This is a genomic window from Serratia sp. TMDUHS_CL (genome assembly GCF_037137105.1).
Lineage (GTDB): Bacteria > Pseudomonadota > Gammaproteobacteria > Enterobacterales > Enterobacteriaceae > Serratia > Serratia nevei.
On the sequence record NZ_JBBBDV010000007.1, the window covers coordinates 110,753 to 125,743 of the forward strand.

Sequence of the window (14,991 nt, forward strand, 5' to 3'; positions counted from 1 at the left end):
CCATCAGACGTTGAAACAGCGCCTGATGGCATGACTTCTGTAAAGCTGCGTCATTTTAGTGTGCAGGGCAGGGGGGGTAAATCGAATGTTGTTTAACAGATATTACAGTTCGGCCGCTTTTCGGCGTGACAAATAAAATGGGCCGCAAAAGCGGCCCATTCACAGATGATTTGGCTTACCAAACGTAGGTCACCAGCGCTTCAGGCGCCGCCGTGGCGCTGAAGTCGATCGACATCATCACGCTCAGCGAGGTGATGGCGACGATGGAGAACACGAACAGTTTACGCGCCCAGACGCTGTCGTTTTCGGTCTTGTAACCGCGCAGCGCCATGCCGAGCCACCATACGCTCACCGCCGCAGCGACGATCAGGTACTTGTAGCCGGCATAACCTACCAGGGTCAGCATCAGCGTGGCGATCATAAACGCCAGGATGTAGACCGTGATGTGGTTCTTGGCGACGGAAATGCCTTTCACCACCGGCAGGACCGGAATGTTGGCCGCCTGGTAATCTTTAAAGCGGAAGATAGCGATCGCATAAGAATGCGGCATCTGCCACAGGCTAAAGATAGCCAGCAGGATCAACGCGCCGGCGTCGAACTCGTTGGTCACCGCGCAATAGCCGATAACCGGCGGCGCGGCGCCCGACAGGCTGCCGATCAGCGTGCCGTAGACCGAGTGGCGTTTCATGTACAGGCTGTAAACGCCGACATAAACCACGAAGCCCATCACCGCCAGCCACATGGCCAGCGGGTTGGCCGCGATATACAGCAACGCAAAGCCCACAATACCCAAAGCGGTCGCATAAACCAGGGTGACACTCGGCGCGATCAGGCCTTTTACCAGCACCCGATTCTTCGTTCTCTCCATTTTCTTGTCGATGTCGCGGTCGATGTAGTTGTTAAACACACAGCCCGACGCGACCACCAACGAGACACCCACCAGGGTGGCGAGAAACAGGGGATAGTCGATGCTCCCTTTGGAAGCGAGCAGGAATCCCCCAACGACAGAAATTAAATTGCCGAAAATAATTCCTGGTTTAGTGACTTGCAGGTATTGCTTAATCATCACGTGCAGCTCAGCTCTTAATCGACCATCATATTGATGTTGAGGTTGTACATAATCCAGAGTGAACCTACAACAACGATACCGATGATCATAGCGGTGAACAGCAATGCCACCAGGTTCCAGCGCTCTTCCGATGAGGTGTTCATGTGCAGGAAGTAAACCAGGTGAACAATCACCTGGATAACCGCCATACCGACAACAACCGCCAGGATGGTGGAATGAGAGGCAGTGCCGTTCATTACCATCGCAAATGGAATTACCGTCAGGATGATCGACAGGATAAAGCCGATCAGGTATGACTTCACGCTGCCGTGGCTTGCGCCGCCGTGAGAGGTTTCATGGGATGAATGGCTCATTACATAACCCCCAGCAGGTAGACAACGGTAAATACGCAGATCCAGACCACGTCCAGGAAGTGCCAGAACAGGCTCAGGCACATCAGGCGGGTTTTGTTGGTCGCGGTCAGGCCGAACTTGCTCACCTGAATCATCATCACGATGATCCAAATCAGGCCGGAAGTTACGTGCAGACCGTGGGTGCCGACCAGCGCGAAGAAGCTGGACAGGAACGCGCTGCGATCCGGACCGAAGCCTTCGGCGATCAGGTGATGGAATTCATAGATTTCCATCGCCACAAAGCCCAGACCAAACAGGAAGGTCAGGAACAGCCAGGTGTTTACACCGCCAACTTTACCCTTGTTCATGGCGATCATCGCCATGCCGTAGGTGATGGAGCTGAACAACAGCAGGAAAGTTTCGACCAGGACAAACTTCAGGTCGAAGATGTCTTTGCCTGAGGGACCGCCCGCGGTCCCGTTCACCAGGACTGCATAAGTTGCGAACAAGCTCGCAAACAAAATACAGTCGCTCATCAGGTAGATCCAGAATCCGAAGACTTTGGTCTCACCCGCATCGTGGTGCCCATGCTCTGCATGGGCTGCGTTATGATTGGTCAGAGTTTCAGTTGACATGGTTCACGCCTGCTTTACGGATTTGTTCGTAGTGTTGGTTCTCAATGCGCTCGATTTCATCAACCTGCACATAGTAGTCAACATCGTGATCGAAGCTCTTGCCGATCCAGACAACGATCATACCGATGAAGCCGGCCAGAGCCATCCACCAGATTTCCCAAATCATTGCGAAACCGAAGACCAGGCTGAAGAAGGCGATGATAACGCCGGCGCCGGTGTTCTTAGGCATATGAATCGGTTCGTATTTAGCCGGTTTCTTATACGCTTCGCCTTTTTCTTTCATGTCCCAGAATTCATCGCGGTCATGAATCTGCGGCACTACGGCAAAGTTATAGAACGGCGGTGGAGACGAAGTTGACCACTCCAGAGTACGAGCACCCCATGGGTCACCGGTCAGATCGCGGTTCTGTTCGCGGTCACGGATACTGACGAAGATCTGGATCAGCTGGCACAGGATGCCGCAGGCGATCAGCGCTGCACCGCCGGCTGCAACCAGCAGCAGAGGGTGGAACTCAGGGTTGATGTTCTGGCTGATACGACGGGTCATGCCCATAAAGCCCAATGCGTACAGCGGCATGAAGGCGGTGAAGAAGCCGATGATCCAGAACCAGAACGCGCGGATGCCCCATTTTTCGTTCAGCGTGAAGCCGAAGGATTTCGGGAACCAGTAGGTCAGGCCCGCGAAGCAACCGAACACCACGCCGCCGATGATGACGTTGTGGAAGTGAGCGATCAGGAACAGGCTGTTGTGCAGCACGAAGTTCGCGCCCGGCACCGCCAGCAGAACGCCGGTCATACCACCCACGGAGAAGGTGATGATGAAGCCAACGGTCCACAGCATCGCGGAGTTGAGCTTGATACGGCCCTGATACATGGTGAACAGCCAGTTGAAGATTTTCACCCCGGTCGGGATGGAAATGATCATGGTGGCGATACCGAAGAAGGCGTTAACGTTCGCGCCGGACCCCATGGTGAAGAAGTGGTGCAGCCAGACGATGAACGACAGAACGGTGATCGCGATGGTTGCCCATACCAGTGAGGTATAGCCGAACAGGCGTTTTCTGGAGAAGGTCGCGGTGACTTCGGAGAACACGCCGAACACCGGCAGAACCAGGATATACACCTCTGGGTGACCCCAGGCCCAAATCAGGTTGATGTACATCATCATGTTGCCGCCCATATCATTGGTGAAGAAATGGGTGCCCAGATAGCGATCCAGGGTCAGCAGCGCGATGGTGACGGTCAGAATTGGGAAAGAAACGATGATCAGGACGTTAGTACACAGGGCCGCCCAAGTGAACACCGGCATCTTCATCATAGGCATGCCAGGGGCACGCATCTTCAGAATGGTGGCGAAGAAGTTCACGCCGGTCAGCAGGGTACCCAGACCGGAAATCTGCAGACTCCAGATCCAGTAATCGACCCCGACGCCAGGACTGTACTCTTTACCGGACAGCGGCGGATACGCCAGCCAACCGGTCTGAGCGAACTCACCGACCCCCAGGGAGATGTTGATCAGCACAACGCCCACCACGAAGAACCAGAAGCTCAGAGAGTTCAGGAACGGGAAGGCGACGTCGCGCGCACCGATTTGCAGCGGCACCACGACGTTCATCAGGCCGACTACGAAAGGCATCGCCATGAAGAAGATCATGATAACGCCGTGCGCGGTGAAGATCTGGTCGTAGTGGTGCGGTGGCAGGAACCCGGCTTCGCCGGCGGACGCCAACGCCTGCTGGCTACGCATCATGATGGCGTCGGCGAAGCCGCGCAGCAGCATGACCATCGCCACGATGATGTACATGATACCAATTTTTTTATGGTCGACCGAAGTCAGCCATTCGCTCCACAGCCACTTCCATTTGCCGAAATATGTCAGCAGCGCCAGCACTGCCAGGCCCCCGACAATAATTGCGGCTACGGTGACCATGATGATCGGTTCGTGGTACGGAACCGCATCAAGTGTTAATTTTCCCAACATCAGTTATTCCTCGGCTCCGGCGTGAGCAGCATGTTCACCCATGTCCATACCTTGGCTCATGTCCATGCCTTCGTGCGCGCCAGCGCCCTTGTGCATATCCATGTCGCCCATGAATTTGGCAATTGTTTCTTTGAACAAATTCGGTTTGACAGCGGCAAAGTACTCAACCGGGTTGTTTTCACTCGGCTCTGCCAGTTTGTTAAAGTCGTCGGTGGTGTTCAGGTTTTTAGGCGATGCCTTCACCTTGGCCACCCACTGATCGAAGTCGCCTTCGGTCGGGGTAACGATCGCGGTGAATTTCATACCGGAGAAGCCTGCGCCGCTGTAGCTGCTGGAGATGCCCTTGTAGGCACCGGCTTCGTTGCCGATCAGGTGCAGTTTGGTCTGCATGCCGGCCATCGCATAAATCTGTCCACCCAACTGCGGGATAAAGAACGAGTTCATTACCGAGTTAGAGGTGATCTTGAATTCGACTGGAACATCTTTCGGGAAAGCCAGCTCATTAACGGTCGCAATGCCTTGTTCCGGGTAGATGAACAGCCATTTCCAGTCGAGCGACACCACTTCGATCGTCATCGGCTTCTTGTCGGTGACAATCGGCTTGAACGGGTCGAGTTCGTGGGTAGTCTTCCAGGTAATGGTGCCAAGGATGGCGATGATAATGATAGGAATGGTCCAGACGACCGCTTCGATCTTGTTGGAGTGGGCCCAGTTCGGACTGTACTTGGCGTCTTTGTTGGAAGAACGATACTTCCAGGCAAAGGCGAACGCCATGAAGATAACTGGCACCACCACGATCAACATCAACGCGATTGCAGTGATAATCAGTGTCCGTTGCTCAACACCAATTGCTCCTTTGGGATTCATCAAAACCATATCGCAGCCACTGAGCAATACAGTGCCTGCGATTAATGACAGCATCCCAATACTTTTATTGTATTTCTTAAGTCTCATCTAACGACCTCAATAACAAAGGCTCAATTGTCGTTTCATGTGTGCGGGCATTTTACGGGAAGGTTGCAGTACTGTAAACATGCTTAAGGGAGTGTCAGCGGCTTGTTGACACTTTCTGTTAAGGGGGTCACAGATGTAACCCTGCGTGACAATTTACCAATGACAACAACGCGTTGGCACGCTGAATCGTGACGAGCAGCCCGTATGTTAAGGAAAACTAAAGGTATGATGAATTTGGCGAAGAAATGCGCGGCGGGGAAATACGCAGAAAAGGTTTATTTAATGTAAAATAATTGTGTCTTAAAGGTGAATTTAATTTTATTTCCGAGTGCGGCAGTCGGATAAAAAAATAATTTCCGCGTCGATTATCTTTTTTTACCAAAATAAATATACCCGCGGATCGCTTTTTTTTCGGCCGGCGAAATCGCCGGCCGGTCAGATTATGCCAAACGGGTGCGGCGCAGTGCCAGGTAATCCAGCGCGCTGCCCATCGCGACGCCGAGCAGGCTCAGCGCGGCGCCGACCTGCAGCAGCCGATCGGCCAACAGCGGTGCCTGCGTCCAGTCCAGCGCATTGGCGATCAGCAACAGCAACCACAGGCCCAACAGCGAACAGCCCAGCGTCAGCAGGCGCAGCGCCCAGCGGTAAGATCCGGAAAACTCGGTGCGCGGCATAAAGTCGCCATGTTGCTGGGTGTGTTCCAGCGTCTGGCGGCAGATGCCGAGCAGCAGCAAGCCGGGCAGGGCGGCGGCGATAGAGAACAGGTAGAACAACGGCCAGCCGTGGGCTTCGACGAACCAGCCGGCGATCGGGCCGACATAGACGCGCCCCACGGCGGACAGCGCCGACAGCAGCGCGAACTGGGTGGCGGAGAACGAACGGTTGCACAGCGTCATCAGCAGCGCCACGAAGGCCGCGGTGCCCATGCCGCCGCACAGGTTTTCGAGGAAGATGGCGCTGCCCATGGTGAGCAGGCTCTTGTCGGTCACCGCCAGGATCCAATACCCGAGGTTGGAGACCGCCTGCAGGACGCCGAACAGCATCAGCGCGCGGAACAGGGTGAGACGTTGCATCAGCACGCCGCCGAACAGGGCGCCGACGATGGTGGCGAACAGGCCGAGCGTTTTGTTGACCAGCCCGACTTCACCGGCGTCGAACCCCACGCCGCGGATCAGGAACGTGGTGCTCAGGCTGCCGGCGAAGGCGTCGCCCATTTTGTACATCACGATCAGCAGCAGGATCAGCCAGGCGTTGTTGCGGCCGAAGAAATCACGCAGCGGCGCGACGACCGCCTGTTCCATGGTGCGCGGTGCCGGGATGCTTTCATCGGGCTCCGGCGCCATCAGCGTGGCGGCCACGCCGATCAGCATCAATCCGGCCATCAGCCAGTAGGTGGCCTGCCAGCCGAAATAGCGATCCGCCAGCCACAGCGCCAGGCCGCCGGAAACCAGCATCGCCAGCCGGTAGCCCAGCACCGAGATCGCCGCACCCGCCCCGCGCTCTTCGGCTTTCAGCAGGTCGGTTTTATAAGCGTCGAACACGATATCTTGCGAGGCGGAGCAGAACGCCACCAGCACCGCCAACGCCGCCAGCCACCACAGGTGCTGCGCGGGCTGCATGAAGCCCATCGCCACGATCGCCGCCACCAGCAGCAGCTGGCTGATCAGCAGCCAACCGCGCCGCCGCCCGAGAAACGGCGGGGTATAGCGGTCCATGAACGGCGACCAGAGGAATTTGAATACGTAGGCCTGGCCCACCAGCGAGAAAATGCCGATGGTCTTCAGATCGATGTTTTCGACGGTCATCCAGGCTTGCAGCGTGCCGGAGGTCAATGCCAGCGGCAGACCCGACGCGAAGCCCAGCAGCAGTAGAATGGCGGAGTTACGCTGGGTGAAGATGTTCAGATAGTGTTTCGACATGAGTTCCCTGTCTGCGCCGCCCGATCCGCCGGGCGGCGCAAGGCGCGTCGATTAGCGCGCGTTTTGCTTGATAAAGTCGTTGACGCTGGTGTCCTGCGCCATGTCGGCGATCACGTCGCCCAGCACGGAGTTGACGGCGTCGGTGATCTTCTCGTTGGTGGCCGTGAAGGCGCCCTGCACGTTATACGTCGAGCGGTAATTTTTCACCTGCTTGTTGCCGTTCTTCGCCTGGGCGATGATCGAGATGTCGGCTTTGGTGGTGATGTTGTAGCGCAGGTTACCTTCGGAAACGTCCGCGTACAGGTTATTGACGACGATCTGCAGCGCCACCGGGCCGTCGGCGCCGATCATGTAGCCGCGAGCGCCCATCTGTTTCTCCAGCACTTCCTGCAGCAGGAAACGCAGATCGCGCGATGGCGTCAGCGTGACCAGTTGGCCGTCGCGATTCACCTTGGCCAGCGCCTGATCGGTGCGCTGATCCGCGCCGTTGATGCTGATGGTGATGCCCTGCAGGGTAGGATCCTGCTGCGGCAGAACGATTTTCGGCGTGACGTTCAGGGTGTTGCTGCTGGTCGCGCAACCGGCCAGCAGCAGGGCGGCCAGCAAAGGAAGACAAAGTTTCTTTAACATGTTTTCTGTCTCATTCTCGATGGATTTAGCAATAATCAGAGCGGGATAGCCGACAACAAATTGCCGACATCATAGCATCGCCGCTGTGCGGTGGAAGCGCGGAAGGCGCCTGAGTGACAAATTTTTACCTGCCGTTGATAAAAACACGCTTTTTTGGCCCGCTCAATCGGATAATCCCCCAAGCGGCGGGGATGACGCTCATCATCTGACCGCAGAAAAGAGAAATTTGTCCCGGTGATGGTCTAAACGGGGGAAAACCGGCTAATATTGAACTAGATGGGCACGGTCCTCTGCCGGTGTTGTAAGGAGATCCTATGATTCGCGAGCAAATAGAAGCAAAGTTAAGGGCGGCGTTTGAGCCCGCGTATCTGGAAGTCGTTGATGAAAGCTATCGTCATAACGTTCCGGCGGGTTCAGAAAGCCATTTCAAAGTGGTATTGGTCAGCGATCGCTTCGTCGGCGAACGGTTTTTGACGCGCCACCGCTCTATCTACGGCGTACTGTCGGAAGAACTGGCCGATGGCGTACACGCGCTGGCGCTGCACACCTATACGCTCAAAGAGTGGGAAGGATTGCAGGATACCGTGCCGGCCTCGCCGCCGTGCCGCGGCGCCGGGACGCTGGCCTGAGGGGGAAATTTTCAGGTATCAGTGGAACTTTGCCCTCGAATTAGGGTATTACTACTGACGAATTTTGAAACGGCCTGCGGGCCGTTTCTGTTTTTGACGACGACACGGCCGACGCGCAATATGGCCAACGTTCGGTCTGTTTTGGCGGCCTTTTGGCGATTGAATCGGCAAAAGTGTGAGTTTTAGCGCGCCTGCGTCGCCTAGCTTTCCTCGACTCGCCATGCATGCGCCGCTATAATGTCGCGTCTTATTTTTCCGGAATGGTTTCGGGACGCTTCTGTCATCAGGGAACTCGGTTCTTATTTGTAGCCGTCCTGGTTCTTGGAACGGAGTTGACCGAGCACTGTGATTTTTTTGAGGTAACAAGATGCAAGTTTCAGTAGAAACCACTCAAGGCCTTGGGCGCCGTCTCTCTATTACTGTACCGGCTGATACTATCAAGCAGGCGGTGAAGAAAGAGCTGATCAACGCAGCGAAAAGCGTGCGTATCGACGGCTTCCGCAAAGGCAAAGTGCCGATGAACATCGTGGAACAGCGTTACGGCGCCTCTGTTCGTCAGGACGTGCTGGGCGAAGCGATGCAGCGCAGCTTCGTTGACGCGATCATCAAAGAAAAGATTAATCCGGCCGGCGCACCAAACTACGTGCCGGGCGAGTACAAAGAAGGTGAAGACTTCACTTTCGCCGTTGAATTCGAAGTGTATCCAGAAGTTGAGCTGAAAGGCCTGGAAAACATCGAAGTTGAAAAACCAGTGGTTGAAGTGAACGACGAAGACGTCGACGCGATGCTGGACACTCTGCGCAAGCAGCAGGCGACCTGGAAAGAAACCGATCGCGCAGCGGAAGCTGAAGATCGCGTGACCGTTGACTTCACCGGTTCTATCGACGGTGAAGAGTTCGAAGGCGGCAAAGCGTCCGACTTCGTACTGGCAATGGGCCAGGGCCGCATGATCCCAGGCTTCGAAGAAGGCCTGGTCGGTCACAAAGCGGGCGAAGAGTTCTCCATCGACGTGAACTTCCCAGAAGATTACCACGCGGAAAACCTGAAGGGCAAAGCGGCCAAATTCGCTATCGTGCTGAAGAAAGTTGAAGAGCGCGAGCTGCCGGAACTGACCGAAGAGTTCATCAAGCGTTTCGGCGTGGCGGACGGTTCCGTTGCCGGCCTGCGCACCGAAGTTCGCAAGAACATGGAGCGCGAGCTGAAAGGCGCCGTGCGTAACCGCATCAAGTCTCAGGCGATCGACGGTCTGGTGAGCGCGAACGAAATCGACGTGCCTGCTGCCCTGATCGACGGCGAAATCGACGTACTGCGTCGTCAGGCTGCACAGCGTTTCGGCGGCAACGAGAAGCAAGCGCTGGAACTGCCACGCGAGCTGTTCGAAGAACAAGCGAAACGCCGCGTAGTGGTTGGCCTGCTGCTGGGCGAAGTGATCAGCACCAACGATCTGAAAGCTGACGAAGACCGCGTGAAGACACTGATCGAAGAAATGGCTTCTGCCTACGAAGATCCGAGCGAAGTCATCGAGTTCTACAGCAAAAACAAAGAGCTGATGAACAACATGCGCAACGTGGCTCTGGAAGAGCAAGCGGTTGAAGCCCTGCTGGCAAAAGCGAAAGTGACTGAAAAAGCCACTACCTTCAGCGAGCTGATGAACCAGACTCAACAGGCGTAATGCCGGCGTGCCGGGCGCGATGAACGGCGCCCCCGGTTTCGCCTGGCGAACCGGCGCACGATGAAAAAGCCCGCAACCTCAGGTTGCGGGCTTTTCTTTTTGCCACGTTGCTGATTAATCTCAGGTTAAGCGGGGCAATATGCACTATATTTACCCTGTTGCCTGGGGAACTGGCTGGCATGATAACGGTCAGAATAACGGCATCGTTTTCGGCGCGCGGAGAAAATCGGCCTCTGGGCTTGAAATCGCGCCGGGATCCCCCAATCTGTTAAGAATAATTCTGGGGCTGTTTGCCAAAGTGCGCGGGATGAAATAACCGTCGGGTACGTGTGGCGCGGGTCGAATGCTTGAGCATAGTCATCATGGCCGTTCTCAAGTAGAATCGGCGTATTAGGGTGACACCCTGGCCGCCAAGGCAATTTCTATTAGGAGACGGTAATGTCATACAGTGGCGAACGAGATCAATTTGCACCGAACATGGCGCTGGTGCCGATGGTGGTAGAGCAGACTTCACGCGGGGAGCGTTCTTACGACATCTATTCCCGCCTGCTGAAAGAGCGCATCATTTTCCTGACCGGCCAGGTGGAAGATCACATGGCCAACCTGATCGTGGCGCAAATGCTGTTCCTCGAAGCGGAAAGCCCGGAAAAAGACATTTACCTCTACATCAACTCGCCGGGTGGGGTAATTACCGCGGGCATGTCGATTTACGACACCATGAAGTTCATCAAGCCGGACGTCAGCACCATCTGTATGGGCCAGGCGTGCTCGATGGGCTCCTTCCTGCTGACCGCGGGTGCCAAAGGCAAACGTTTCTGCCTGCCTAACTCGCGCGTGATGATTCACCAGCCGCTGGGCGGCTACCAGGGCCAGGCGACGGACATCGAAATCCATGCGCGTGAAATCCTTAAGGTGAAAGCGCGCATGAACGAACTGATGGCCGAGCATACCGGCCAGCCGCTGGAGCAGATCGAGCGCGATACCGAGCGCGATCGCTTTATGACCGCGGAAGAAGCCGTGGAATACGGCCTGGTTGACGGCATTCTGACACACCGCAGCTAGAACCACGCGGCGCCGATGGACTATAGTAATCAGAGTGGGCAGGGGCTCGCTCTGTTGTGGCCCCTCGGCGTTCCCGATATGAGTTTGGGCGCACTGCCGCCGTGATTTTCCTGCGGGACAAGACTAAAGAAGAGGTTTGACTGATGACAGATAAGCGCAAAGACGGTTCAGGAAAGCTGCTGTACTGCTCTTTTTGCGGCAAAAGCCAGCATGAAGTGCGTAAGCTGATTGCCGGGCCGTCAGTGTATATCTGCGATGAATGTGTCGATCTGTGTAACGACATTATTCGCGAAGAGATTAAAGAAGTTGCCCCGCATCGTGAGCGCAGTGCGCTGCCGACGCCGCACGAGATCCGCCACCACCTGGATGACTACGTCATCGGCCAGGAGCAGGCGAAGAAAGTGCTGGCGGTTGCGGTGTACAACCACTACAAACGCCTGCGCAACGGCGATACCAGCAACGGTATCGAGTTGGGCAAGAGCAACATCTTGCTGATTGGCCCGACCGGCAGCGGTAAAACCCTGCTGGCGGAAACGCTGGCGCGCTTCCTGGACGTGCCGTTCACCATGGCCGACGCCACCACGCTGACCGAAGCCGGTTACGTGGGCGAGGACGTGGAAAATATTATCCAGAAGCTGTTGCAAAAATGTGACTATGACGTGCAGAAAGCGCAGCGCGGCATCGTTTATATCGATGAAATCGATAAGATTTCCCGCAAGTCCGATAACCCGTCGATCACGCGTGACGTCTCGGGTGAAGGCGTGCAGCAGGCGCTGCTGAAGCTGATTGAAGGCACCATCGCCGCGGTTCCGCCGCAGGGTGGGCGCAAGCATCCGCAACAGGAGTTCCTGCAGGTTGATACCTCCAAGATCCTGTTTATCTGCGGCGGCGCTTTCGCCGGCCTGGATAAGGTGATCGGTCAGCGCGTCAACACCGGCTCCGGCATCGGCTTCGGCGCGACCGTCAAGGGCGAGTCCGAGAAGGCGACCGAGGGCGAACTGCTGCTGCAGGCCGAACCGGAAGATTTGATCAAGTTCGGTCTGATCCCAGAGTTCATCGGCCGTCTGCCGGTGGTGGCGACCCTGAGCGAGCTGAGCGAAGATGCGCTGATTCAGATCCTGAAAGAGCCGAAGAACGCCCTGACCAAGCAGTATCAGGCGCTGTTCAATCTGGAAGGCGTGGAGCTGGAGTTCCGCGACGAAGCGCTGAACGCCATCGCCAAGAAAGCCATGGCGCGCAAAACCGGCGCCCGCGGCCTGCGTTCCATCGTGGAAGGCGCGCTGCTCGACACCATGTACGATCTGCCGTCGATGGACAGCGTAGACAAAGTGGTGATCGACGAGTCGGTCATCGCCGGCCAATCCAAGCCGCTGCTGATTTACGGCAAGCCGGAAGCCCAGGCATCTGGCGAATAATTAGCCAGTTAAACCAGAGCGTTATCAGCAAAATGGGGGATTTCATCCCCCATTTCTTTTTCCTGCATTCTTGCCGTTGAATGTAAGAGATTCATCCCCATATACTCATTAACCAGATTTTATGAAACGTTAGATGCTTGCGTCTCATGAGATTCCCCCTCAACCTGGCGGAAATTAAACTAAGAGAGAGCTCTATGAACCCTGAGCGTTCCGAACGCATTGAAATCCCCGTCCTGCCATTGCGCGACGTGGTGGTTTATCCGCACATGGTGATCCCGTTATTTGTTGGCCGGGAAAAATCGATTCGGTGCCTCGAAGCCGCAATGGATCACGATAAGAAGATCATGCTGGTGGCACAGAAAGAGGCCTCAACGGATGAACCTGGCATTAACGACTTGTTCTCGGTTGGCACCGTAGCGTCGATCCTGCAGATGTTGAAGCTGCCGGACGGCACGGTAAAAGTGCTGGTCGAGGGGCTGCAGCGCGCACGCATCACTACGCTGTCCGACAGCGGTGAGCATTTTGCCGCGCAGGCGGAATACCTTGAGTCGCCAGCGATCGACGAGCGCGAGCAGGAAGTGCTGGTGCGCACCGCGATCAATCAGTTTGAAGGCTATATCAAGCTGAACAAAAAAATCCCGCCGGAGGTGCTGACTTCACTGAACAGCATCGACGACGCCGCGCGCCTGGCGGACACCATCGCTGCCCACATGCCGCTGAAACTCAGCGACAAGCAGTCGGTGCTCGAGATGTCCGACATCACCGAGCGTCTGGAATACCTGATGGCGATGATGGAGTCGGAGATCGACCTGCTGCAGGTCGAGAAACGCATCCGCAACCGCGTCAAGAAGCAGATGGAGAAGAGCCAGCGCGAGTACTATCTGAATGAGCAGATGAAGGCGATTCAGAAAGAGCTGGGCGAGATGGACGACGCGCCGGACGAGCACGAAGCGCTGAAGCGCAAGATCGATGCGGCGAAGATGCCGAAAGAGGCGCGCGAGAAAACCGAAGCGGAACTGCAGAAGCTGAAGATGATGTCGCCGATGTCAGCGGAAGCGACCGTGGTGCGCGGCTACATCGACTGGATGCTGCAGGTGCCGTGGAATGCGCGCAGCAAGGTGAAAAAAGACCTGGTCAAGGCGCAGGAAGTGCTCGATACCGATCACTACGGCCTGGAGCGCGTCAAGGATCGCATCCTCGAGTACCTCGCGGTACAGAGCCGCGTCAGCAAAATCAAGGGGCCGATCCTGTGTTTGGTAGGGCCGCCGGGCGTGGGTAAAACCTCGCTGGGGCAGTCGATCGCCAAAGCGACCGGCCGCCAGTATGTGCGTATGGCGCTGGGCGGCGTGCGTGACGAAGCGGAAATCCGCGGTCACCGCCGTACCTACATCGGTTCGATGCCGGGCAAACTGATCCAGAAGATGGCCAAGGTTGGGGTGAAGAACCCGCTGTTCCTGCTGGATGAGATCGACAAGATGTCTTCCGACATGCGCGGCGATCCGGCCTCCGCTCTGCTGGAGGTGCTGGATCCGGAACAGAACGTGGCGTTCAACGACCACTACCTGGAAGTGGATTACGATCTGTCCGACGTGATGTTCGTCGCCACCTCGAACTCGATGAACATTCCTGCGCCGCTGCTGGACCGTATGGAAGTGATCCGCCTGTCGGGTTACACCGAGGACGAGAAGCTCAACATTGCCAAGCAGCACTTGCTGCCGAAGCAGCTTGAGCGCAACGCGCTGAAAAAAGGCGAGCTGACGGTCGACGACAGCGCCATCATCGGTATCATTCGCTTCTACACCCGCGAAGCCGGGGTGCGTAGCCTGGAGCGTGAAATCTCCAAGCTGTGCCGTAAAGCGGTGAAAACGCTGCTGATGGACAAGAAGCGTAAGCATATCGAGATCAACGGCGACAACCTGAAGGATTACCTGGGCGTGCAGCGCGTCGATTACGGCCGTGCGGATACCGAAAACCGCGTGGGCGAAGTCACCGGGCTGGCGTGGACGGAAGTGGGCGGCGATCTGCTGACCATCGAAACCGCCTGCGTGCCGGGCAAAGGCAAGCTGACCTACACCGGTTCTCTGGGTGAAGTGATGCAGGAATCGATTCAGGCGGCGCTGACCGTGGTGCGCGCGCGCGCGGAGAAATTGGGCATCAACGCCGATTTCTACGAGAAACGCGACATCCACGTGCACGTGCCGGAAGGGGCGACGCCGAAAGACGGCCCGAGCGCCGGTATCGCGATGTGCACCGCGCTGGTCTCCTGTCTGACCGGCAACCCAGTACGCGCCGATGTGGCGATGACCGGCGAGATCACGCTGCGCGGCCAGGTATTGCCGATCGGCGGCCTGAAAGAGAAGCTGCTGGCGGCGCATCGCGGCGGCATCAAAACCGTGCTGATCCCTTACGAGAACAAGCGCGATCTGGAAGAGATCCCGGACAATGTTATCGCCGATCTGGAGATTCATCCGGTGCAGCGAATCGATGAAGTTTTGAACATTGCGTTGCAAAACCCGGCCTTCGGCGCACTGCCGGTAGCGGCAAAATAGTGACGAATCGCAAAAACCATTGATAAAACTTATACTGGCAAGCCATTTCGGACTTGCCAGTATTTTTTTGTACCGCTAAGTTAGATCTCTGTCGGCCCGCGTTTTGCCACCCAGTCGGTGGCTTGCTAAGGTTCGATGGGATTG

12 protein-coding genes are annotated in these 14,991 nt (G+C 56.4%); 5 read left to right on the forward strand and 7 right to left on the reverse strand.

Annotation, left to right across the window (positions count from 1 at the left end; translation table 11 throughout):
- Nucleotides 1-175 precede the first annotated feature (175 nt).
- From cyoE to WCL58_RS14790, 7 genes are all read right to left on the reverse strand, one after another.
- Nucleotides 176-1,066: a heme o synthase gene (cyoE, locus tag WCL58_RS14760; protein WP_025301761.1), complete on the reverse strand. Its 891-nt coding sequence runs from the start codon at nucleotides 1,064-1,066 to the stop codon at nucleotides 176-178.
- 17 nt (nucleotides 1,067-1,083) lie between these two features.
- The gene (locus tag WCL58_RS14765) at nucleotides 1,084-1,422 is read right to left on the reverse strand and encodes a cytochrome o ubiquinol oxidase subunit IV (RefSeq protein WP_004940369.1); all 339 of its coding nucleotides are present in this window, start codon (nucleotides 1,420-1,422) and stop codon (nucleotides 1,084-1,086) included.
- Nucleotides 1,422-2,036 carry a cytochrome o ubiquinol oxidase subunit III gene (locus WCL58_RS14770; protein ID WP_019454194.1) on the reverse strand — a complete coding sequence of 205 codons (615 nt, stop codon included), beginning with the start codon at nucleotides 2,034-2,036 and terminating at the stop codon, nucleotides 1,422-1,424. The genes WCL58_RS14765 and WCL58_RS14770 overlap by 1 nt, the downstream gene beginning before the upstream one ends.
- On the reverse strand, nucleotides 2,026-4,017 hold the full coding sequence (cyoB, locus tag WCL58_RS14775) for a cytochrome o ubiquinol oxidase subunit I (protein WP_033637313.1): 1,992 nt from the start codon (nucleotides 4,015-4,017) through the stop codon (nucleotides 2,026-2,028). Before cyoB ends, WCL58_RS14770 begins: the two co-directional genes overlap by 11 nt.
- A 3-nt stretch (nucleotides 4,018-4,020) precedes the next feature.
- Nucleotides 4,021-4,971: a cytochrome o ubiquinol oxidase subunit II gene (cyoA, locus tag WCL58_RS14780; RefSeq protein WP_060440576.1), complete on the reverse strand. Its 951-nt coding sequence runs from the start codon at nucleotides 4,969-4,971 to the stop codon at nucleotides 4,021-4,023.
- Between the two features lie 440 nt (nucleotides 4,972-5,411).
- On the reverse strand, nucleotides 5,412-6,890 hold the full coding sequence (gene ampG, locus WCL58_RS14785; RefSeq protein ID WP_060423369.1) for a muropeptide MFS transporter AmpG: 1,479 nt from the start codon (nucleotides 6,888-6,890) through the stop codon (nucleotides 5,412-5,414).
- Nucleotides 6,891-6,941: 51 nt separating this feature from the next.
- A complete protein-coding gene (locus WCL58_RS14790) occupies nucleotides 6,942-7,520 on the reverse strand; it encodes a lipoprotein (protein ID WP_025160064.1) in 579 nt (192 codons plus the stop codon).
- A 314-nt stretch (nucleotides 7,521-7,834) separates the two neighbouring features.
- Between WCL58_RS14790 and bolA the strand changes: the two genes are divergently transcribed.
- The 5 genes from bolA (at nucleotide 7,835) to lon (ending at nucleotide 14,847) form a co-directional block, all read left to right on the forward strand.
- On the forward strand, nucleotides 7,835-8,149 hold the full coding sequence (gene bolA, locus WCL58_RS14795) for a transcriptional regulator BolA (RefSeq protein WP_004940361.1): 315 nt from the start codon (nucleotides 7,835-7,837) through the stop codon (nucleotides 8,147-8,149).
- A 367-nt stretch (nucleotides 8,150-8,516) separates the two neighbouring features.
- The gene (gene tig / locus WCL58_RS14800; RefSeq protein ID WP_004940358.1) at nucleotides 8,517-9,821 is read left to right on the forward strand and encodes a trigger factor; all 1,305 of its coding nucleotides are present in this window, start codon (nucleotides 8,517-8,519) and stop codon (nucleotides 9,819-9,821) included.
- A 438-nt stretch (nucleotides 9,822-10,259) separates the two neighbouring features.
- Complete coding sequence (clpP, locus tag WCL58_RS14805) at nucleotides 10,260-10,883, forward strand: ATP-dependent Clp endopeptidase proteolytic subunit ClpP (RefSeq protein ID WP_004940356.1); 624 nt, start codon at nucleotides 10,260-10,262, stop codon at nucleotides 10,881-10,883.
- Between the two features lie 143 nt (nucleotides 10,884-11,026).
- The gene (gene clpX, locus WCL58_RS14810; RefSeq protein ID WP_004940354.1) at nucleotides 11,027-12,298 is read left to right on the forward strand and encodes an ATP-dependent protease ATP-binding subunit ClpX; all 1,272 of its coding nucleotides are present in this window, start codon (nucleotides 11,027-11,029) and stop codon (nucleotides 12,296-12,298) included.
- Between the two features lie 194 nt (nucleotides 12,299-12,492).
- On the forward strand, nucleotides 12,493-14,847 hold the full coding sequence (gene lon / locus WCL58_RS14815; RefSeq protein ID WP_019454189.1) for an endopeptidase La: 2,355 nt from the start codon (nucleotides 12,493-12,495) through the stop codon (nucleotides 14,845-14,847).
- Nucleotides 14,848-14,991: the final 144 nt, after the last annotated feature.